The following is a 21,478-nucleotide window of genomic DNA, read 5'->3' on the forward strand; positions in this document are numbered from 1 at the left end:
AGGTAGGGAAGACTTTTTTTCATAGTAATGAATTTTAGGAGGAGAACAAATGGCTAAGAAATTAACGAAAGAAGAAATTAAAAAACAGATTAAAGAGGAGAATGTTCGCTTTATTCGTCTGCAATTCACAGATATGCTGGGAACGATTAAAAATGTTGAGATTCCCTTAAGTCAATTAGATAAAGCATTAGATAATAAAATGGCTTTTGACGGATCAAGTATCGAAGGTTTTGTACGTATTGAAGAATCAGATATGCTGCTGCATCCAGATTTAGATACATTCATCGTCTTCCCTTGGACTTCTGAAAAAGGAAAAGTAGCACGTTTTATTTGCGATATTTATAATCCGGATGGAACTCCTTTTGCAGGCTGCCCTCGTTATAATTTGAAACGCAACCTTGAAAAAATGGAGGAATTAGGTTTTGATTCATTTAATATTGGTGCGGAGCCAGAGTTCTTCTTATTCAAACTTGATGAAAAAGGAGAGCCTACATTAGAATTAAATGACCATGGCGGATATTTTGACTTAGCCCCCACAGACTTAGGTGAAAACTGTCGTCGTGATATTGTTCTAGAACTTGAAGAAATGGGCTTCGAAATCGAAGCTTCTCACCATGAGGTTGCACCTGGACAGCATGAAATTGATTTTAAATATTCTGATGCAGTAAAGCATGCAGATGATATCCAAACCTTTAAGTTAGTAGTTAAGACAATTGCTAGAAAACATAACCTCCACGCAACATTTATGCCAAAACCATTATTCGGTGTAAATGGATCTGGAATGCATGTTAACATGTCTCTTTTCTCTGGGGGAGAAAATAAATTTTATGATCCAGAAGGCGAGCTAGAACTTAGTCAAACAGCTTATCAGTTTATCGCTGGTATCATTGATCACGCAACGAACTTTACTGCAGTGACAAACCCTACGATAAACTCTTATAAGCGCTTGGTGCCTGGTTATGAAGCACCTTGTTATGTTGCGTGGTCAGCATCGAACCGAAGTCCACTTGTTCGTATTCCAAGCTCTCGCGGATTAAGCACCCGAGTGGAAGTACGCAGTGTAGATCCGGCTGCAAATCCATATATGGCATTGGCTGTTCTATTATCTTCTGGTTTAGACGGGATTAAGAGAAAGCTAGATGTTCCTGAATCTGTAGACCGTAATATTTATGTGATGGATAAAGCAGAGCGTGAAGAAAATGGCGTTAAAGATTTACCAGCTACATTAAAAGAAGCAATGAACTTGCTTGAAAAAGATGAAGTACTTGTAGAATCTTTAGGGGAGCATTTATTCGAGCACTTTATTGAAGCAAAAGATATCGAATGGGACATGTTCCGCACAACTGTTCATCCTTGGGAACGTGAGCAATATTTAACGAACTACTAAGTCTGTAAATAGTTATAGAAAGGGTTTTGGAGTTTGTGCATTTTGATTGAATCCTTTATGGAATTTTAAGAGCAACCATAACCTAAGAATTTATATTTAAAAATACTGGCAATGTATTTTGTACATGCCAGTATTTTTGTGTATAAATAATAGGACAACATTAAATCGGTGATAAGTTATCACCCCAATATGTTAATTTGTACTTAGCATGCGTTTATTTCAACCTTATAAATCTAAAAAACATCCATATGAATAGGCGTACTATTCATATGGATGTTCGTTGTTACTTATGTCCTCTTACGGAAACAGGTGGAATTTTCAAGTTGGTTGCATCATCTGTAAAGAATTCTTTGTATAAGGATTGAATCGCTTTTTCCAAGTCAACAGCATGAATACCAAACATCATGGATACTTCAGAAGAGCCCTGGTTAATCATATCGATATTCACTCCGGCCTTCGCAAAAGATGCGGTAGCTTTGGCGGCAACTCCAATCGTATTCTCTAATCCTTCGCCGACAATCATCACAACAGCTAGATCACGATGAATGCTTACAGTATCAACATGCAGTTCATTGCGAATTCGATCGATAACCACCTTTTCTTTTTCTGGTGTGAATTGATGATCCCTGAAAATAACAGACATATCGTCAATACCAGAAGGTGTATGCTCAAAAGAAATCCCTTCGTCTTCAAATATATTTAAAAGTTTCCTGCCAAAGCCAATTTCCCGGTTCATTAAAAATTTACTTACATATAAACTGCAGAATCCAACATCACTTGCGATACCAACAACGCATTGATTTGTAACATCTCTTTCTGCAACGACCATGGTACCAGGGGCATCCGGATTGTTTGTATTCTTAATACAAACAGGGATTTGCTCTCTGAAAGCCGGGATGAGCGCTTCGTCATGAAAAACAGAAAAGCCTGCATAAGACAGCTCGCGCATTTCTTTGTAAGTTAAAACGGAAATATCTTTTGGATTTTCCACGAAATTTGGATTTACTGCAAAAACAGAATCGACATCGGTGAAATTTTCATATAAACTTGCTTTTGTTCCAGCGGCAAGAATAGCCCCGGTGATATCGGATCCGCCACGTGAGAATGTTACTAAATCATTCTCTGTCGTATAACCGAAAAACCCAGGAACTACAGCGACATCCTCTCGCTCACGAAGTTTATAAATAATAGGAAAACTTTGAGGCAGCAATTGTGCTTGACCTGGCTCATTGCTTACAAAAATACCTGCATCTTTTGGATTAACATAGCTTGCATCTATGCTTAAACGGTTTAAATAAGCACTTACAATTTTAGCGGAACTATCTTCTCCAATTGATTTTAAGGCATCAAGCTGCGCTAAAGGTGATGCATCAAAATAAAGGTACTTTTGAATTGTTTGATGGATATCTTCTAAAATATGATGATCTAGTTCTAATTCATCGACTATCTCTTGAAACCTATCCATGATTTTTTGTAAATGCAATTCATAATCTTGGTTATTTTGTTTCGCATAACATAAATCGATTAACAAATCCGTCATTTTCACATCTCCAGAGAAACGTTTCCCTGGTGCAGATACAACGATAACCTTCCGTGAGGGATCTGACTTAATAATATTTGCCACCTTTTTAATTTGTGTTGCATTTGCTACAGAACTTCCCCCGAATTTTGCTACTTTCATTTTTAATGATCCCCCATTTCAAATTTCCAATAAAGCTTGTTATAAGCTAAAAAGCAATAAGAATTTAGTGTGCAATGTTATTTATTTTTATTAATATAACATATTTTCTGTTAAATTAAAGAGGAAATTGAAAAAAAGAGAGAAAAACCGCGGAAATAACGCTTTCATTTTATTGTTGGATAGCATTTTCTAATGATAGCAATAAGAAATGGAGTTTATAACTTATTTTCACTATCATTTGAATAAGACTGCATCAATAGAGATTTATGCAAATAAATAGATCCTATCTCGGTGGAAATAGGATCTGTCCTCACATTGCTTTCTTCTTATTGTTCTGTTTTTTTCGATCTCGATAGACAATAAAACCGCCGAGAAATAAAAGCCCGCCGAGAAATAAAATTAAACCGGCGATAAACTGAATACTTCCGTAAAGAAAAATAGCATAGTATTCATCGAATAGTGTATCGCGCATTAATTTGATCCCGAAAGCTGCAATCACCCCGGGGATAAATAAAATGATTAAAGCGAGGTTTCTTTGCATAAAACTCCTACTCCTTTGTTAAATACTCCCATTATGTCCATTCCTGTTTTTTAATCTATGTACATTAGATAGAAGAAAAGCTTCCTTCTTTATATCCGGGAAAATATCCGGGAAACATCCAAATCAAGCGTCTAGATTAACAAATAAATTTCTAACTAGTGATTACACTAACCAGTGTAGTGATTTGCTGAAATGATTGCTACGATAATCTTTCTAAGAACTCGACATAATTATATCAAAGACGGTCGAAAAATAGAAATAGAATTTGTTTGCTAAATTATGCATGGTATCGTATGATGAAAGTGTGCAAATAAATTCAAGGTGGATGAAAAGTATGAAACAAGTTCTAATAGTTGGCGCTGGAAAGGGTGGGACAGCATTATTTCGCCTTTTCAAAGAAACCAAGCGAATGAAAATTTGTGCAATTGTTGATAAGAACCCGAATGCTCCCGCTATGAAGTTAGCTGAGGAAATGAATGTTCATACGAGTACAGAATGGAAAAATTGGATTCACCATGATATTGATATTGTCATTAATGTAACAGGAGAAGAAGATTTATTTGAAGAAATGATTGCGTTGTTTCCAAGAAAAACAATTATAATTCCTGGGACTGTGGCAAATATTATGTATGAATTAATTCATGAGAAGACCAACTTGACGAATGAAGTTAAAGTACAGGCTAATCGATTAGAATTAATTTTAAACCATATGAACGATGGCATGATTGTTGTTAATAAAAATGAACAAGTTCAGCTGTTAAATCGACGTGCAGAACAAATACTCGGAAAGAAAGAAAAAGAGCATAAAGGAAAGCATGTCAAAGAATTATTAAAAACAAGCCGATTGCCGCATGTTCTAAGGAGCCAAAGAACAGAATTAAATCAAAAGACTATTTTAGATAATGACAAAAAAGTCATTGCTTCGCGCATACCAATCATTAATAAAACAGGTGATTTAGTAGGGGCTTTCGCTGTTTTTAAAGATATTACAGAAGTGGTCCAGTTAGCAGAAGAGAATACGGATTTAAATGAAATAAAAACGATGTTAGAAGCAATCATTAAATCATCTGATGAGGCGATTAGCGTCGTGGACGAACAGGGGAAGGGCTTAATTATTAATCCAGCCTACACAAGAATAACCGGTTTAACAGAAGAAGAGGTTATTGGGAAACCGGCGACAGTGGATATATCTGAAGGTGAGAGCGTGCATCTAAAGGTTTTGAAAACCCGCCGTGCTGTTCGTGGAGTACATATGAAAGTTGGACCTTCAAAAAAAGATGTCATTGTAAATGTTGCTCCGATTATTGTACAAGGGAAAATGAAAGGCAGTGTTGGAGTACTTCATGATGTAAGTGAATTACAAGCTGTAACAAAAGAGTTAAAACGAGCACGGCAGATCATACGAAATTTAGAAGAAAGATATACATTTGATGATATTATAGGTCATTCTCCAGAGATGAAACTTGCGTTAGAGCAGGCAAAAGTTGGCGCTAAGACACCAGCAATTGTGCTATTAAGAGGAGAAACAGGTACAGGGAAAGAATTATTTGCTCATGCTATACATCATGAAAGTGATCGTAAGTACAATAAATTTATTCGGGTGAATTGTGCAGCATTATCTGAACCGAATTTGGATAAAGAGCTGTTTGGTTCGGTAGAAGAGGATGTTGGACAATTAACAAAAAAGAAAGGTTTATTTGAAGAAGCAAATAACGGGACTATTTTTCTCGATGAAATTGGTGAACTAAGCTTATCTATTCAAGAAAAATTGCTGCATGTATTAAGGGATAAACAAGTAATCCCTGTTGGCAGTACAGATCCAACACCTGTTGATGTTCGTATTATTACTGGAACGAATATCAATTTAGAGAAAGCCGTAATGAATAATAAATTTCGGGAAGACCTCTATTATCAAATGAATAAACTGCCGATATCTATACCCTCATTAAGAGAACGTAAAGAGGATATTCCTATCCTAGTTCAGCATATTATCGAGCAGCTAAATGAAGAATATGGAAAAAATGTGCGAGGGATATCTGAAGAAGCTCTAGACAAACTAAGAAGATATGATTGGCCAGGTAATGTAAGAGAGTTGGCCAATGTGATTAGTCATTCTATGATCTTTATTGGAAATATAGAGGAACAGATTGAAGCATCGCATTTACCTGAATTACAAACAAATAAAGCAACAATACACCAAGATAATGAGCAGGTAGAAGAACCGCTAAAATTACAAGAAGCTTTAGACCGTTATGAAAAGAGATATTTGGAAAAAGTTTATCAACAATGTAATAAAAATAAGACAAAGACTGCAAAAGCTTTACAAATATCTGTACGAAATCTGTATTATAAACTGGAAAAATATCAGATTGAATAGCATATTATGCAATGTTTTGCAAGGTAGGAATGACAGTAGGGAATGACACTCGCAGAACTTGGAGTATGTTTACATGTCTGTCTGTTTTGCGTTTGTTATCTATAGATAGTTATAAGTTTTAGCGAACTTTATGAGTGAATTAGGAGGGGTACACATGGAAATCTTTAGTTACTTAGAAAAATATGATTATGAACAATTGCTTTTTTGTCAAGACAAACATTCAGGGTTGAAGGCAGTCATTGCCATTCACGACACGACATTAGGACCTGCGTTAGGCGGGACTAGGATGTGGACTTATAATTCTGAAGCGGATGCTATTGAGGATGCGTTACGCCTGGCAAAAGGCATGACATACAAAAATGCAGCTGCCGGCTTAGACCTTGGCGGCGGAAAAACGGTTATAATAGGGGATCCTAAAAAGGATAAGAACCCTGAAATGTTTCGTGCATTTGGACGCTTTATTCAAGGGTTAAATGGCAGGTATATTACAGCCGAAGACGTTGGAACAAGTGAATTTGATATGGATCAAATTGCGCTTGAAACCGATTATGTAACAGGCGTGTCTTCTTATAGCGGAACTTCTGGTAATCCTTCACCTGTTACAGCATTAGGAATTTATCAAGGAATGAAAGCGACAGCGAAAGAAGCTTTTGGATCAGAGTCCTTGGAGGGTAAAGTTATTGCTGTACAAGGTGTCGGAAATGTTGCTTATCATTTATGTAAATTATTACATGATGAAGGTGCCGAGTTAGTGGTGACAGATATTAATAAGGATGCAGTTAAACGCGCGCAAGTTGATTTTAATGCAAAGGCTGTTGATCCAGATGACATTTATGATGTGGACTGCGATATTTATGCGCCATGTGCTCTAGGAGCTACGATAAATGATCAGACAATTCCTCGATTAAAAGCAAAAGTAGTAGCTGGCTCAGCGAATAATCAATTAAAAAATGCAGAGCATGGGGATATTCTTCATGAAAAAGGAATTTTATATGCACCAGACTATGTGATAAATGCAGGCGGGGTCATTAACGTTGCAGATGAATTAATTGGTTATAACAGAGAGCGTGCAATACAGAATGTACAGCGTATTTATAAAAACTTAGAACAGGTATTTGAAATTTCAAATCGTGATCAAATCCCTACTTATATAGCTGCAGATCGACTTGCAGAAGAAAGAATTCAAGCAAAGAAAAATTCGCGTAACCAATTTTTAACAAACGAGCGAAATATTTTACATCGCAGACAATAGGATAAATCTTCCATTCTGAATAAAGAGATTTATTCTCTGGGGATAATTTCTCCGTAAACTCCATCACTGCAGGCTGATTCATCGCCTGCTGCTTAGATGGATTAGTGTGTATTTCTAATAAGCGTTCCCAATAAACTTTATAAAAAGGTAAATAATGGAGGTTGTATTATGGGTCAGAATGGACGCGTGTTAGTTATCTATCCCGATTTGTATACAACCACAATTGGTATGTTTGAAGGAAATCATCATTTATATCAACAGACGATCGCTCATGATGAGGAAGAGTTATCCCGATTTGACCAACTAATCGATCAAGTCGCTTATCGAAAACAGGCAATTTTTGAACAGCTTGACATGGATGGTATGAACACGTCTCGTTTAATCAGTATATGTGGTCGGGGCGGGTTATTACGTCCGATTAGCGGCGGGACTTATAAAGTGAATGATGCGATGCTTTATGATTTAAAGACCAATGCTTATGGAGAACATGTGTCTAATCTAGGGGCTGTTTTAGCTTATGAAATTGCTGAGAATTTAAATTTACAAGCATATATTGTAGATCCGCCAGTAGTAGATGAAATGCAGCAAATCGCAAAATATACAGGTATCCCTGAAATCGAGAGAACGAGTATTTTTCATTCCCTGAATCATCGCCATGCTGGCAGAATTGCAGCTAAACAAATCGGAAATTCATATACTTCTTTAAATCTTATATCCATTCATCTAGCAAGGGGGATTACAATTGCTTCCCATTGCGCAGGTAAAATTATAGATGTAACAAATGGTGTGGATGGAGAAGGGCCTTTTACCATTGACCGAAGTGGAAGCATTCCGTTAAAAGGTTTTCTTACCTATATTTCTGAACACTATTCCATGAAGGAAGATTTTCTTTGGAGTCATGTTCAGCAAGATGGAGGTATTAAAGCTTATTTGCATACAGAGGACCCTCTCGTTATTCAATCCAGGTTAATGAAAGGTGATCAACTTACAAAAGAAGTAATCGAAGCACAAGCTTACCAAATTGCCAAGGAAATTGGAGCAATGAGTACAGCATTGCGCGGTGAGGTAGATGGAATTGTTTTTACTGGGAAGATTAAGGAGAATGATTTTGTGATTGATGCTGTTATTCCAAGGATAAATTGGATTGCAGATGTGATGGTATTTCCGGGTAAAAATGATTTAGAGGCAATGAACGAAGGGGTTTTAGAGATTCTAAATCATCCAGAAGACGTGAAGATATACGTAGCAGAGGAGGCTAATTAGATGGCTGCAGAGTATGATTTAGTCATTTTAGGCGGCGGTACAGGCGGTTATGTAGCTGCTATCCGTGCAAGCCAATTGAAAATGAAAGTAGCGATCGTTGAAAAAGCTGAATTGGGAGGAACTTGTCTGCATAGAGGCTGTATTCCTTCGAAAGCTTTCCTTCGAAGTGCTGAAGTTTATCGGCAAACGAAACGTGCAGATGAATTTGGTGTGGAAGTAGATGAACCGACGTTAAACTTTCTTAAAGTACAACAAAGAAAAAATGCCATTATTGAACAGTTGCACAAAGGTGTTCAAGGCTTAATGAAGAAAGGAAAGATAGATGTTTATCATGGATTTGGCCGGATTTTAGGACCAAGTATCTTTTCTCCAATGCCTGGAACGATCTCTGTTGAATATGAAAATGGCAACGAAAATGACATGCTAATTCCTAAAAATGTCTTGATTGCTACGGGCTCTGAACCCAATACGTTGCCCGGTCTAGAATTTGACGGTGAATTGGTTATAAGCTCTAACGAAGCATTAGAAATGGAAAAACTTCCAGATAGCATGCTTATTATCGGTGGAGGAGTAATTGGAATAGAGTGGGCATCTATGCTGAATGACTTTGGGGTAGACGTGACCGTGCTCGAATATCAAAAACAAATCCTGCCAACAGAAGATAAAGACGTTGCAAAGGAAATGGAAAAGCAATTGAAAAAAAGAGGTGTAAAAATCCTTACAGGTGCCAATGTTCAGGCAGATACACTAGATAAAAACAACCATGTGTCGATTGAGGCAATAGTAAATGGGACGACAGAAAAATTTGAAGCGGACCGACTTCTTGTTTCTGTAGGAAGAAAAGCGAATATCGAAAATATTGGAATTGAGAACACAGATATTCAGATTTCGAATCGTACCATTGATACAAATGAATTTTACCAGACAAAAGAATCCCATATTTATGCGATAGGCGATGTTATTGGGGGCATGCAGCTTGCGCACGTCGCTTCTCATGAAGGAATCATTGCTGTAGAGCATATGGCAGATGAAAAGACACAGAAGATAGATTATCAGGCAGTGTCGAGCTGTATATATGCAAGCCCAGAAGCAGCAAGAGTCGGATTAACAGAAAAGCAGGCAAATGAAGAAGGTTATGAACTCAAAGTAGGGAAATTTCCTTTTAAAGCTGTAGGAAAAGCGCTGGTTTATGGAGAAGCAGAGGGCTTTGTAAAAATCATTACTGATAAAAAAACACAGGATTTATTAGGAGTTCATATGATTGGCCCGCATGTGACTGATATGATATCTGAAGCTGGATTAGCCAAAGTATTGGACGCAACGGCATGGGAAATCAGTCAAACGATTCATCCACATCCATCCCTATCAGAAGTTATCGGTGAAGCTGCATTGGCAGTGGACGGCATCCAAATTCATGGGTAAAGTGAAACTTCATTCAGGTGGAGGATTCTTTTCATCCCCAACGGAATGGTAGTACCACAAGGGCATGCACCTAAAGGTATAACCCAAAAGCGGCCTCCCTAAAGGCCTTTGAACCAATCGGCTGTTACTCACAGCCAGTTACACTTGGAAAATTATCTTCGGAATAGGAACATTACTTCATTATGTGAAATGGCTGAAGGAGGGAAATATAATGGAACAGACAGCTTGGGAAAATGTAAGTAACGAGTTGGCTTTAGAAATGTTTGAAACGATGTTATTAGCGAGAAAGATAGATGAAAGAATGTGGTTATTAAATCGCTCAGGGAAAATTCCTTTTGTGGTTTCCTGTCAGGGGCAAGAAGCAGCGCAGGTTGGAGCGGCGTTTGCAATGGATCGTTCTGTTGATTATGCAGCTCCGTATTATAGAGACTTAGGTGTTGTACTAGCTTTTGGAATGACTGCGAAAGAATTAATGTTATCTGCTTTTGCAAAGGCAGAGGACCCAAATTCAGGCGGCCGCCAAATGCCGGGTCACTTTGGTCAAAAGAAAAATCGGATTATAACTGGTTCTTCCCCTGTAACAACACAAATACCACATGCGGTTGGTGTGGCATTAGCCGGAAAAATGGATAAAAAAGATATTGTGAGTTTCGTCACTTTAGGAGAAGGTTCTTCTAATCAAGGGGATTTTCATGAAGGCTTAAACTTTGCAGGCGTTCATAAGCTTCCAGTTATTACGATGGTTGAAAATAACAAGTATGCTATTTCCGTACCTTATGACCGCCAAGTAGCTAGTGAGACGGTGTCTCAAAGAGCAGCTTCTTATGGAATGCCTGGTGTTACTGTAGATGGAAACGACCCTATCGCTGTTTATCAAGCTGTCAGGGAAGCAAGGGAGAGAGCGATAAAAGGGGAAGGTCCCACACTGATTGAAGCAGTAACTTATCGTTTTACAGCTCATTCTAGCGATGACGATGATCGTGTATATCGGGAACAGGATGAAGTAAAGGAAGCTAAAAAGAAGGATTCTATTATTACTTTTGCAAAAAACTTAAAAGAAAAAAATATTTTAGATGAAGCGAAGGAAAAAGAAATTCACGACAGACTAAATCAACTTGTTAATGAAGCAACGGATTATGCCGAAAATGCCCCATATGCAGCTCCAGAGGATACATTGAAGTATGTTTATGAGGAATTGGATGAAGGAGGGGAATAATCAATGCCTATCATGTCTTATATACAAGCAATTACAACAGCTCTAAAAGAAGAGATGCAAAAAGACGAGAATGTATTTATTCTTGGGGAAGACGTCGGTAAAAAAGGCGGCGTATTTAAAGCAACAGATGGACTTTATGATTTGTTTGGAGAAGAACGTGTCTTGGATACGCCACTAGCAGAATCAGCTATTGCAGGGGTCGCAATTGGCGCAGCAATGTATGGGAAACGTCCAGTTGCTGAGATGCAATTTGCAGATTTTATTATGCCGGCAGTAAACCAAATTGTTTCGGAAGCTGCAAAAATCCGTTATCGTTCCAATAATGATTGGGACTGCCCGATAACGATTCGAGCTCCATATGGCGGCGGTGTACACGGTGCTTTGTATCACTCCCAATCTGTAGAAGCGCTATTTGCAAATCAGCCAGGATTAAAAATTGTAATTCCATCAAACCCATACGATGCAAAAGGATTATTAAAAGCATCTATTCGGGATAATGACCCTGTTCTATTTTTTGAACATAAGCGAGCTTATCGCCTGCTCAAAGGAGAAGTGCCAGAGGATGATTATGTTCTTCCTATTGGTAAAGCAGATGTGAAAAGAGAAGGTGAGGATATTACCGTAATTACTTACGGACTCGGGGTTCATTTTGCTTTGCAAGCTGCAGAAAAATTAGCAGCGGACGGCATCGAAGCGCATATTCTTGACTTACGTACAGTATACCCATTAGATCAAGAAGCAATTAAGGAAGCCGCTAGTAAAACAGGAAAAGTGTTACTCATCACCGAGGATAATAAGGAAGGAAGCATTATCGGTGAAGTAGCTGCGATTATTTCTGAACACTGCTTATTTGATTTGGATGCACCTATAGCGCGCCTGGCAGCTCCAGATGTTCCGGCAATGCCTTATGCACCGCCAATGGAAAAATACTTTATGTTAAATCCAGATAAAGTGGAAAAAGCAATGCGCGACCTTGCAGAATATTAATTGGAGGTAGAAAAATGAGTGTTCAAAAAATAACCATGCCTCAGCTTGGAGAGAGTGTAACAGAGGGTACGATTAGCACCTGGCTTGTTTCTGTAGGGGAGCAAGTGAATAAGTATGATCCCATCGCAGAAGTGATGACAGATAAAGTAAATGCAGAAGTTCCCTCCTCTTATACAGGGAAAATTACGGAACTTGTAGTGGAAGAAGGAGAAACAGTAGATGTGGGTACTCTAATCTGTTATATAGAAACAGAACAAACAATTGCAGATGATACTCCAGAAAATTCAGGTGCGGATACTATAGAGCAAGCAAAAGATGAGAAAAAAGATGATACAGCTAATAATACAATGAAAAAAAGATATTCACCTGCAGTACTGCGCCTGTCGCAAGAGCATAATATCGATTTAAATCATATTGAAGGAACAGGCAGAGGTGGAAGGATTACCCGTAAAGATGTTGAGAAACACATTGAAAACGGCGGTGTATCTCAAAAACAAACAAAACCTTCTTCAAACGAAAAAACAGAAAGTTCTCCTGTGAAGAAAACCGCTTCTGCCCCAACGCAAACAGTTAATGCTTCGGCTGGGGACATCGAAATCCCAGTTAAAGGCGTCCGCAAAGTTATCGCAGAGAATATGGTTCGTTCAACACAGGAAATTCCACATGCTTGGATGCAAGTGGAGGTAGACGTCACTGATTTAATAAAATACCGTAATAATGTAAAGGAATCTTTTAAAAATCAAGAAGGCTTTTCTTTAACACCATTTGCCTTTTTTGTGAAGGCTGTTGCACAAGCGCTAAAAGAGTATCCTGAATTAAATAGCATGTGGGCTGGAGATAAGATCATTCAGAAAAAAGATATTCATTTATCGATTGCTGTGGCAAAAGAAAATGAATTATTCGTTCCTGTGATTAAACATGCCGATGAAAAAACTATTAAAGCAATCGCTCGCGACATTACGACACTTGCAACGAAAGCCCGCCAAGGTAAATTATCTCAAGAAGATATGCAGGGCGGGACATTCACGGTGAATAACACAGGCTCATTTGGTTCTGTTTCATCGATGGGTGTTATTAATTATCCGCAAGCAGCTATTTTACAAGTAGAATCAATTGTAAAACGACCTGTCATTATTGATGATATGTTTGCTGCCCGTGATATGGTGAACTTATCCTTATCCTTAGACCACCGTATTTTAGACGGACTTGTATGCGGACGATTTTTAGCTCGCGTAAAAGAAATTCTTGAAGGTATGAATGAATCTACCATTTCCCTTTATTAAAGTGTAAAGTAAAAGAAACCAATAGATTGAATTTTAAATGAACAGCTGATAAGCTATAAGTATATTTTAATTAAAAGGGTGGAGTAAAATGGATTTCGATTTATTTATGCAGGATGTAGTGAATGTAGCTAGAACAGATATAACTGAATCAGGGTATGAAGAAGTACGCACACCAGAAGAAGTGGATGCAGCGCTAGGTCGAGAAGGTACAACGCTTGTTATGGTTAATTCAACTTGCGGCTGTGCAGGCGGGGTAGCACGCCCAGCAGCGGGGAACGCTATTCATTATGATAAGCGACCAGATCATTTAGTAACAGTTTTTGCAGGGCAAGATCGTGAAGCAACAGAACGAGCAAGAACTTATTTTGAAGGATACGCACCATCTTCTCCTTGTTTCGCACTGCTTAAGGATGGAAAAATCCAGGCAATGGTAGAAAGAAACCAAATTGAAGGACATAGTGCAATGGAAGTATCAGCAAAACTTCAAAGCCTATTTGACCAATATTGTGAGGAAGTTTAAGAGATAAAAGAAGGCTGTCATATGACAGCCTTCTTTGTCTGATCATTTCCCAGAAGGAGAATAAAGCGTGAAAATTGGATATCGTACCATAAAAACAGCTATCGGTACACCAATCTCTATATCATTAGCACAATGGATCGGTCTTTCAAATTTCATTTCAGCAGGAATTTTAACCATTCTATGTATACAGCCATCAAGAAAATCATCCCTTTTAAGTGCTTGGCAGCGGTTTGTTGCATGTATTACAGCCGTTGTTTTTTCTTGTGTCATTTTTGAATTCATTGGCTACCATGCATTTTCTATTTTTATATTGCTGCTTCTATTTATCCCTACAACCGTTGCGTTCAAAGCAACTCCAGGAATAGCTTCTAGTTCTGTTGTGACACTGAACTTATACGGGTCCGGGCATGTAACGGTTTCTCTAATTGGAGAACAGTTTGTCGTTATTATTATCGGAATTGGTGTAGGTTTGCTATTAAACCTTTATATGCCTAGTTTAGATAAAAAATTGAAGAAGTTACAAACAAAATTAGAGTTTAATTTCAGTCGAATTTTATATGAATATTCTATGTATATTCGAGACGAAAATGCGATGTGGCAAGGAAAAGAAATTACAGCTGCAGAGGACATACTTGCCGAGGCAAAACAATTGGTTATTCGGGATCGAGATAATCATATACTGCGGAATGAGCATACTTATTATAATTATTTTAAAATGAGGGGAAGACAATTTGACCTTTTGAAAAAAATGCTCCCTCTTGTAACACATTTACCCAAAACAGATGCAATTGCATTTAAAATAGCTGATTTCTTTGAACGTTTATCTCAATCCGTCCATCCAGGGAATACAGCTATTACATTTTTAGAGGAACTGAAAGAACTAAGAAGAGAATTTCGGTCAGAAGATTTACCAGAAACACAAGAGGAGTTCGAAACTAGAGCACATTTATTTCAGTTATTGCATGAAATAGAAGAGTACTTAATCATTAAGAATAAGTTTAAAAAAAGTGATGTATCCCCTTGGAAATCATCTAAAGCAGAGTGAAATTTTTGTTTTTGATAATTTAGGGCATTAAAAAACTCCGTCAGAATATAGTACGACCGTACTAACTTCTATGCGGAGTTTTTTCTGTCATTTTTAAATAAATGCTGCTAATCCAGCTGTAATTGCTGAGATAAGCATGAGCGCGACCATGAAATAGATAATGATTTTCGTGCGTCGTTCACGTTTGGAGCGTTTCTTTTGTACGGATTGCTTTGTTGCCATGAAATGTCCTCCTCAATTAGATCCGTTATCATCTATCGTTATTCTAACGTGAATTTGCTAATCAGACAAGTTAATATGATATTTTTTTGCAATACACTTTTTAGAGTATTCGTTTTATTTCATCAAGAATGAAGATAAGGAATCCGATTCTTTCTACTGTAAAAAACTTAAAAAATATAGTAGCCTATTGAATAGGAGGTTACAAAAATGAATGTAAATGAAGAAAGATTAGTTAATGAATTTTTAGAACTCGTACAAGTTGATTCTGAAACAGGATTTGAAAGAGAAATAGCATCGATTTTAACAAAAAAATTCGAAGCTTTAGGTGTTCAAGTAGAAGAAGATAATTCAAAAGAACAAACAGGTCATGGGGCAGGAAATTTAATTTGCACATTGCCGGCTACGAAAGACGGCGCTGACGCAATTTATTTCACCTCTCATATGGATACGGTTGTTCCGGGAAAGGGAGTCCGTCCGATCATTAAAGACGGCGTAATATCCTCTGAGGGAGATACCATTCTCGGCTCAGACGATAAAGCAGGATTAGCTGCTATGTTTGAATTAATTAGAGTGCTTCAAGAAAACAATATACCTCATGGCCAAATTCAATTTATCATTACGGTTGGGGAAGAATCTGGTTTAGTGGGTGCGAAAGCATTAGATTCTTCCAAATTAGATGCTCAGTACGGCTATGCATTAGATAGTAATGGGGATGTCGGCGATATTGTCGTTGCTGCTCCGACACAAGCCAAGATTCACGCAACCATAACTGGTAAAACAGCTCATGCTGGTCTAGAGCCTGAAAAAGGAGTTTCTGCGATTACCATCGCATCCAAAGCAATTTCAAAAATGCCGTTAGGTCGAATTGATAAAGATACAACGGCTAATATTGGTCGATTTGAAGGCGGTAAACAAACAAATATTGTTGTCGATCATGTAGAAATTTTAGCAGAAGCCCGTTCTTTAGTTGATGAAAAAATGGAACAGCAGGTAGCTAAAATGAAGGCCGCTTTTGAAGAGGCTGCCGAAGAACTTGGTGGATCTGCAGATGTACAGGTTACGGTAGCTTATCCAGGCTATCATTTTGAAGAAGGTTCTCAGGTTGTAGAAGTTGCTCGTGAAGCTGCACGTGCAATCGGCAGAGAAAGCAAACTGGAACAAAGTGGCGGCGGCAGTGATGCGAATGTCATCGCAGGATATGGTATTCCTACTGTAAACTTAGCTGTAGGTTATGAAGAAATTCATACAACCAATGAACGAATCAAAGTAGAAGACCTTGTAAAAGTGACAGAATATATTGTAGAGATTGTTAAAATCGCAGCAAAATAAAAGCTTCTATCTTTGGAGGGGCTTTTTGTAAAACAAATAGGGGGAACGCATTCCTTGATGGAGTGCTTTCTCCCTTTATTGCTGAAAAATTACAGGGAGATGTTTATATGGCTGATTCTGTAAAATCAAAAGGGCGAGTGATATTTCATATTGATATGAACTGCTTTTATGCATCCGTAGAAATGGCACATAATCCTGAATTAAAAGGACGGCCCATAGCGATAGCTGGAAATCCAGAGGAGCGCAAAGGGATTATTGTAACGAGCAGCTATGAAGCTAGAGCGAAAGGTGTAAAAACAACGATGCCTGTTTGGCAGGCGAAAAAACTGTGTCCAGATTTATTGTTGATGCGGCCCAATTTTGATCGATACCGAGAAGCATCGCGAGCTATCTTTAAAATGCTTTCTGAAATCACTCCACTTGTCCAGCCAGTTTCAATTGACGAAGGCTATTTAGATATTACAGATGTAACAGGGTTAGGGACCCCGATAGAAATGGCCCAAAATCTGCAACAAAAAATTTTAACAGAGTTAGACATCCCGTGCAGTCTTGGAATTGCACCAAATAAATTTTTAGCTAAGATGGCATCAGATATGAAAAAACCATTAGGAATAACTATTTTGCGTAAGCGTGAGTTATCATCGAGTCTATGGCCACTGCCAATTGAGGAAATGCACGGGATTGGTAAAAAAACCGCTGAGAAATTGAAAAAAATCTCCGTACATACAATAGGAGATTTAGCGAAACATGATGTCTATCAATTAAAACAATTATTAGGCGTTAACGGGGAAAGGCTAAAGAATCGTGCAAATGGCATCGATGATCGTCCAGTTGATCCAGAAGCTGTGCATGAGTTTAAAAGTATTGGCAGCTCACAAACGTTAGCTCATGACTCTACAGATTGGGATGAACTTCATCAACTGCTTGAACAACTAGTTGATAATGTTTCTAGAAGGGTTAAGCGAAAAAGTGCAACCGGCAAAAGTGTACAGCTTATGATTCGGTTCCATAATCATCAAACAATTACCCGAAGTAAAACATTACAAAGCTATATTGATGAAAAAGAGGATATTTTGTTTGTAGCAAAAGAGTTATTAAAGAAACATTGGAATGAAGAGCCAGTTCGATTATTAGGTGTTTCTTTGCAGAGTTTGGAAGAGAAAAGACAAGTAGGAGAGCAGTTGGATTTATTTACTTATAGAGACAATGTGAAGAAAGAGAAGCTGTATGAAACCATAGAAGAATTATCAGATAGGTATGGGAAGGATATATTTCTATCGTTAACGAGTGAAAAAGATAAGGAACAGCCAAGAACAAGCTTTCAAAAAGATTTCTTAGATGATTACAAAAAGCCTTGAATTTATTCTAATTGTATATTAGAAACAAATTCAAGGCTTTTATAATGTTAAGAATACTGCTGCCTAGCCCCAATCTCAATGATTTTGAGCAGGCACGCCTGCGATTTTGCTCTTAAGACAAAAATTTCTTTAAAATAGTTGATGAAACCGTTCCGCCTGTATATCGGAAAGGGAGATCAAATTTGGTTGTTTGTTTTAAGATGCTTTTTTGATGAGAAAAAGTATCAAAACTCGCTTTCCCATGGTAGCTCCCCATACCGCTTTGGCCAACACCGCCGAATGGAAGATAGGGATTTGCTAAATGGAAGAAAGTATCGTTAATTGCACCGCCACCAAAAGAAACGTATTCCATTACCTGGGATTGCATCTGTGGATTTTCACCAAAATAATATAAAGCTAATGGTTTTTCCTTGGATTTAATGAGTGCAAGTGCATCCTCAATATTTTCAAATTGGATTACCGGCAGAATAGGGCCGAATATTTCTTCTTCCATGATAGGATCGTCCCATTCAATTTTATCCAAAATAGTTGGTTCAATTAGAAGCTCCTCTTGGTTATACTCGCCACCATGTACGATGTTATCATCATTCAAAAATGCCGTTAAACGCTTAAAGTGCGCTTCATTAATGATTTTTGTATAATTATCATTTTGGGATAGATTCTTTCCAAATATCGCTTTAATTTGTTTTTTCATCGCTTTTAACAGTTTAAATTTAATCGATTCCTGTACTAATAAATAATCAGGAGCAACACAGGTTTGTCCAGCATTTGTGAATTTTCCCCAAACAATTCGTTTTGCCGCTATTTGGATATTTGCATCTTCATCCACAATGGCAGGGCTTTTTCCGCCAAGCTCTAATGTTACTGGAGTTAAATGCTCACTTGCTGCATGCATAACAATTTTTCCAACAGCACTGCCTCCAGTGAAGAAAATATGGTCAAAACGTTGTTTTAATAGCATATTTGTTTCTTCAATTGCTCCTTGAACAACTTTGAAATAAGAGGGGTCGAAATTCTCTTCTACCATTCTAGCAAGAAGCTCCGAAGTGTGCGGTGCATGTTCAGATGGCTTCAAAATCACTGTATTGCCAGCGGCCAGTGCCCCTATGACTGGTGCTAAAGATAGTTGCAATGGATAGTTCCAAGGTGCGATAACTAATATAACACCCAGTGGTTCTTTTATAATATAGCTTTTAGAACCTTTATGTGTAATTGGGGAGGCAACTTTTTGCGGCTGCATCCAATAACGCAGATTTTTTAGTGCAACATCTAACTCTGTATGAAGGACGCCCATCTCGGTAGTTATAATTTCATGATCCGGTTTATTTAAATCATTTTTCAATGCGGCAAATATATCCGTTTCATATTCTTTAAGTATCTTTTTAAGTTTCTCTAATTGATGTTTACGAAATGTATAATCAACCGTATTTCCTTGTTCAACATATTTTCGTTGATCCTCAACGATTTGTTGATAATTTTCTTGTAAGGTCATCAAATCAGTCTCTCCCTTTCTTCCGTCAAGCTATAATTGAAAGACACTAAAATCGTTAGCAATCGAGGTATTTGCAAATACTTCTTTTGCTTCTTCAAGAAAAGCATCCATTTCACGTGATTGATATCTTGAAGAGATATGTGTCAAAATTAATTGCTTGCAACTTGCATCAAACGCTAATTTTGCAGCTTCTATATTTGTGGAATGAAAATAGTTCCTGGCAAGTGTTTTTTTATCAGCAGAAAATGTTGCCTCGTGTATTAGCAGATCACTATTTTTAACAAATTCTGTATGATCTTCTTGGTAGGTTGTATCACCTAAAATAGAAATAATTCTTCCTTTTTTAGGAGCACCAATAAAATCGCGTTGATAAATAACCCTTCCATCTTCCAAAGTGACTGCAGCGTTCGTTTTTATTTTTCCATAAATTGGACCAGGTTGTATCCCCATTGCTTTTAATTTTTCAACAAGCAATTCACCTGGTTTATCTTTTTCGATTATACGGAAACCAAAGCTTGGAATGCCATGGGAAAGTTTTTTCACCTGAACTTCTATCGCATCTGTTTCAAATAATAATCCTTCTTTCATCTCAACGATTGTGAGAGGATAAGTTAAATGAGTTTGACTTAACTTTAAGGCATATTCAATAAAGTCTTTTATTCCCTCAGGTCCGTACACCGTCAGTGGTTTATCTGTACCTGCTTGAAATGAACGACTGCTTAAAAATCCTGGCAAACCATAAATATGATCCCCGTGCATATGGGTAAGAAAGATTTTATTTATTTTACTTGGTTTAATTTTAGTTCTAAGAAGTTGGTGTTGTGTCGCCTCACCGCAATCAAACAGCCAAGCTTCATTTAGTTCCTGTAGCATACTTAGCACGATAGCTGTTACGTTTCTCTCCTTTGAGGGAAGTCCAGCACCAGTGCCTAAGAAAGTAATTTCCATGTCTTAATCTCACCTTAATATTGTAGTATAATTAAAGATTTTACCTAAATACTTATTAATCATCAATTTATAAGATCTAAATTTCATTAATATAACAAGCGTTGATGTATTTTTTCCGTAAAGCAAATGCTTTATCAGGAACGTCGGTAAATACACTATTTACTTTATATAAAAAGCATTTGTTTAATAGACGGGATGAATTTACGGTATAGACCCGTATTGGGACATTCACTGTAAGAGCTTCTTTTGTAAGACTATGACTTAAAAGGGTGTGCTTTATATGAATTGCCGTTGCTCCAATAGATAAAGCATGAGCTAATAGATTTTTACGATAACGCTTCGTTAACCAGCCAATGTTTGAAATTTCTTGAAAGCTTGCTAAACATGAAATACTTTTTTCAGAGAAAGTAGAAAAATATGTTCGATCTAGCAGCTGGTATTGTTTGATAAGCTGGTAAGTAATTTCTTCAAGATTTTTATGTACGATTTTACTATTTTTTAACTCTAAATGAAGGGTTAATGGTTTATCTTTTATCCAATCAAGGAACTCCACTAACGTTACGATTTTTGTCCCTGCGAATTTAGCATGAAAAGATCTTCCCATATCTAATTGTTTTAATTGTTCAAGTGTATATTGATTTATCCATCCCTTTTCACCAAAAATTCGCTTAAGATTTTCGTCATGATATAGGACCGGTATATTATCCTTTGTTAATTGAACGTCTGTTTCAATTCCATCTGCTTTCATCTCATATGCAAGTTGGAATGCAGGGAAACTATTTTCAGGGGCGTATTTTTTTGCTCCCCGGTGTGCGATGATGGCTGTCACGGTCTCACCCCCAATTTCATTGTGTTAGATTTTTAAATAGAAGTCAATGTTTAAACTAGTGTACGGGATTGTAGTTTAATTGTACAATAGCAATAACCACGCTTTGTAATATTATTATATGTAGTTAGGGTAGATAAATATGAGACTATTAAAAAATCATGCTATAAATCAGAAAAAAATCATTGTTACCGGCGCATCAGATGACGTAAAATAGTTTGTGTAAAATAGTTGAGATAAAAAAAGAGGTAGGGTACCCTCGAAATTGGACAAAAAATCAAGAAAGGAGACCCTACCATGTCTCAAAGTATAAATCAAAATACCTTTAT

At 37.4% G+C, this 21,478-nt stretch carries 18 protein-coding genes; 12 read left to right on the forward strand and 6 right to left on the reverse strand.

The window, feature by feature from the left end; translation table 11 throughout:
- Positions 1-49 precede the first annotated feature (49 nt).
- Positions 50-1,387 carry a type I glutamate--ammonia ligase gene (glnA, locus tag KI343_RS02135; RefSeq protein ID WP_212924776.1) on the forward strand — a complete coding sequence of 446 codons (1,338 nt, stop codon included), beginning with the start codon at positions 50-52 and terminating at the stop codon, positions 1,385-1,387.
- A gap of 283 nt (positions 1,388-1,670) precedes the next feature.
- Here the strand turns inward: glnA and KI343_RS02140 are convergent, their stop codons facing one another.
- Positions 1,671-3,068, reverse strand: coding sequence for an aspartate kinase (locus KI343_RS02140; RefSeq protein ID WP_212924777.1), 1,398 nt, complete (start codon positions 3,066-3,068; stop codon positions 1,671-1,673).
- A gap of 310 nt (positions 3,069-3,378) precedes the next feature.
- On the reverse strand, positions 3,379-3,609 hold the full coding sequence (locus KI343_RS02145; RefSeq protein ID WP_212924778.1) for a DUF2627 family protein: 231 nt from the start codon (positions 3,607-3,609) through the stop codon (positions 3,379-3,381).
- 334 nt (positions 3,610-3,943) lie between these two features.
- Here KI343_RS02145 and KI343_RS02150 point away from each other — a divergent pair, with 334 nt between their 5' ends.
- The 9 genes from KI343_RS02150 (at position 3,944) to KI343_RS02190 (ending at position 14,974) form a co-directional block, all read left to right on the forward strand.
- Positions 3,944-5,986, forward strand: a complete 2,043-nt coding sequence (locus tag KI343_RS02150) for a sigma 54-interacting transcriptional regulator (protein WP_212924779.1) — start codon at positions 3,944-3,946, stop codon at positions 5,984-5,986.
- A 154-nt stretch (positions 5,987-6,140) separates the two neighbouring features.
- Complete coding sequence (locus KI343_RS02155) at positions 6,141-7,238, forward strand: Leu/Phe/Val dehydrogenase (protein ID WP_212924780.1); 1,098 nt, start codon at positions 6,141-6,143, stop codon at positions 7,236-7,238.
- A 168-nt stretch (positions 7,239-7,406) separates the two neighbouring features.
- Positions 7,407-8,501, forward strand: a complete 1,095-nt coding sequence (gene buk, locus KI343_RS02160) for a butyrate kinase (protein WP_212924781.1) — start codon at positions 7,407-7,409, stop codon at positions 8,499-8,501.
- Positions 8,502-9,923 (forward strand): dihydrolipoyl dehydrogenase, encoded by a 1,422-nt coding sequence (gene lpdA / locus KI343_RS02165; protein WP_212924782.1) that lies wholly within the window; start codon positions 8,502-8,504, stop codon positions 9,921-9,923.
- A 211-nt stretch (positions 9,924-10,134) separates the two neighbouring features.
- Positions 10,135-11,139, forward strand: a complete 1,005-nt coding sequence (locus KI343_RS02170; protein WP_212924783.1) for a thiamine pyrophosphate-dependent dehydrogenase E1 component subunit alpha — start codon at positions 10,135-10,137, stop codon at positions 11,137-11,139.
- A 3-nt stretch (positions 11,140-11,142) separates the two neighbouring features.
- Positions 11,143-12,126 (forward strand): alpha-ketoacid dehydrogenase subunit beta, encoded by a 984-nt coding sequence (locus KI343_RS02175; RefSeq protein WP_212924784.1) that lies wholly within the window; start codon positions 11,143-11,145, stop codon positions 12,124-12,126.
- 14 nt (positions 12,127-12,140) lie between these two features.
- Positions 12,141-13,409, forward strand: a complete 1,269-nt coding sequence (locus tag KI343_RS02180; RefSeq protein WP_212924785.1) for a dihydrolipoamide acetyltransferase family protein — start codon at positions 12,141-12,143, stop codon at positions 13,407-13,409.
- Positions 13,410-13,497: 88 nt separating this feature from the next.
- On the forward strand, positions 13,498-13,929 hold the full coding sequence (locus KI343_RS02185; RefSeq protein ID WP_212924786.1) for a BrxA/BrxB family bacilliredoxin: 432 nt from the start codon (positions 13,498-13,500) through the stop codon (positions 13,927-13,929).
- 67 nt (positions 13,930-13,996) lie between these two features.
- Entirely contained in the window at positions 13,997-14,974 is a 978-nt protein-coding gene (locus tag KI343_RS02190) for an aromatic acid exporter family protein (protein ID WP_212924787.1), read from the forward strand.
- Positions 14,975-15,067: 93 nt separating this feature from the next.
- Here the strand turns inward: KI343_RS02190 and KI343_RS02195 are convergent, their stop codons facing one another.
- Entirely contained in the window at positions 15,068-15,196 is a 129-nt protein-coding gene (locus KI343_RS02195; protein WP_212924788.1) for a DUF4044 domain-containing protein, read from the reverse strand.
- A gap of 207 nt (positions 15,197-15,403) precedes the next feature.
- On the opposite strand from KI343_RS02195, the gene KI343_RS02200 reads away from it, so the two are divergent.
- Both KI343_RS02200 and KI343_RS02205 read left to right on the forward strand, forming a co-directional pair.
- Positions 15,404-16,525 carry a M20/M25/M40 family metallo-hydrolase gene (locus tag KI343_RS02200; protein ID WP_212924789.1) on the forward strand — a complete coding sequence of 374 codons (1,122 nt, stop codon included), beginning with the start codon at positions 15,404-15,406 and terminating at the stop codon, positions 16,523-16,525.
- 107 nt (positions 16,526-16,632) lie between these two features.
- Positions 16,633-17,883: a DNA polymerase IV gene (locus tag KI343_RS02205; RefSeq protein ID WP_212924790.1), complete on the forward strand. Its 1,251-nt coding sequence runs from the start codon at positions 16,633-16,635 to the stop codon at positions 17,881-17,883.
- Between the two features lie 112 nt (positions 17,884-17,995).
- Here KI343_RS02205 and KI343_RS02210 read toward each other — a convergent pair whose 3' ends face one another.
- The 3 genes from KI343_RS02210 to KI343_RS02220 all read right to left on the reverse strand — a co-directional run bounded on the left by KI343_RS02210 (position 17,996) and on the right by KI343_RS02220 (position 21,152).
- Entirely contained in the window at positions 17,996-19,375 is a 1,380-nt protein-coding gene (locus KI343_RS02210) for an aldehyde dehydrogenase (protein ID WP_212924791.1), read from the reverse strand.
- Positions 19,376-19,405: 30 nt separating this feature from the next.
- The gene (gene rnz, locus KI343_RS02215) at positions 19,406-20,323 is read right to left on the reverse strand and encodes a ribonuclease Z (protein WP_212924792.1); all 918 of its coding nucleotides are present in this window, start codon (positions 20,321-20,323) and stop codon (positions 19,406-19,408) included.
- A 76-nt stretch (positions 20,324-20,399) separates the two neighbouring features.
- Positions 20,400-21,152 carry a glycerophosphodiester phosphodiesterase gene (locus KI343_RS02220; protein WP_212924793.1) on the reverse strand — a complete coding sequence of 251 codons (753 nt, stop codon included), beginning with the start codon at positions 21,150-21,152 and terminating at the stop codon, positions 20,400-20,402.
- Positions 21,153-21,478: the final 326 nt, after the last annotated feature.

Origin of the sequence: Oceanobacillus sp. J11TS1, from assembly GCF_018333215.1 — a bacterium.
In the GTDB taxonomy this organism is placed as follows: domain Bacteria; phylum Bacillota; class Bacilli; order Bacillales; family Amphibacillaceae; genus Oceanobacillus.

Excerpts from the sequence above, each read along its gene's own strand:
- glnA (WP_212924776.1), top strand. The coding sequence starts at position 50 with ATGGCTAAGAAATTAACGAAAGAAGAAATTAAAAAACAGATTAAAGAG.
- KI343_RS02140 (WP_212924777.1), bottom strand. The coding sequence starts at position 3,068 with ATGAAAGTAGCAAAATTCGGGGGAAGTTCTGTAGCAAATGCAACACAA.
- KI343_RS02145 (WP_212924778.1), bottom strand. The coding sequence starts at position 3,609 with ATGCAAAGAAACCTCGCTTTAATCATTTTATTTATCCCCGGGGTGATT.
- KI343_RS02150 (WP_212924779.1), top strand. The coding sequence starts at position 3,944 with ATGAAACAAGTTCTAATAGTTGGCGCTGGAAAGGGTGGGACAGCATTA.
- KI343_RS02155 (WP_212924780.1), top strand. The coding sequence starts at position 6,141 with ATGGAAATCTTTAGTTACTTAGAAAAATATGATTATGAACAATTGCTT.
- buk (WP_212924781.1), top strand. The coding sequence starts at position 7,407 with ATGGGTCAGAATGGACGCGTGTTAGTTATCTATCCCGATTTGTATACA.
- lpdA (WP_212924782.1), top strand. The coding sequence starts at position 8,502 with ATGGCTGCAGAGTATGATTTAGTCATTTTAGGCGGCGGTACAGGCGGT.
- KI343_RS02170 (WP_212924783.1), top strand. The coding sequence starts at position 10,135 with ATGGAACAGACAGCTTGGGAAAATGTAAGTAACGAGTTGGCTTTAGAA.
- KI343_RS02175 (WP_212924784.1), top strand. The coding sequence starts at position 11,143 with ATGCCTATCATGTCTTATATACAAGCAATTACAACAGCTCTAAAAGAA.
- KI343_RS02180 (WP_212924785.1), top strand. The coding sequence starts at position 12,141 with ATGAGTGTTCAAAAAATAACCATGCCTCAGCTTGGAGAGAGTGTAACA.
- KI343_RS02185 (WP_212924786.1), top strand. The coding sequence starts at position 13,498 with ATGGATTTCGATTTATTTATGCAGGATGTAGTGAATGTAGCTAGAACA.
- KI343_RS02195 (WP_212924788.1), bottom strand. The coding sequence starts at position 15,196 with ATGGCAACAAAGCAATCCGTACAAAAGAAACGCTCCAAACGTGAACGA.
- KI343_RS02200 (WP_212924789.1), top strand. The coding sequence starts at position 15,404 with ATGAATGTAAATGAAGAAAGATTAGTTAATGAATTTTTAGAACTCGTA.
- KI343_RS02205 (WP_212924790.1), top strand. The coding sequence starts at position 16,633 with ATGGCTGATTCTGTAAAATCAAAAGGGCGAGTGATATTTCATATTGAT.
- KI343_RS02210 (WP_212924791.1), bottom strand. The coding sequence starts at position 19,375 with ATGACCTTACAAGAAAATTATCAACAAATCGTTGAGGATCAACGAAAA.
- rnz (WP_212924792.1), bottom strand. The coding sequence starts at position 20,323 with ATGGAAATTACTTTCTTAGGCACTGGTGCTGGACTTCCCTCAAAGGAG.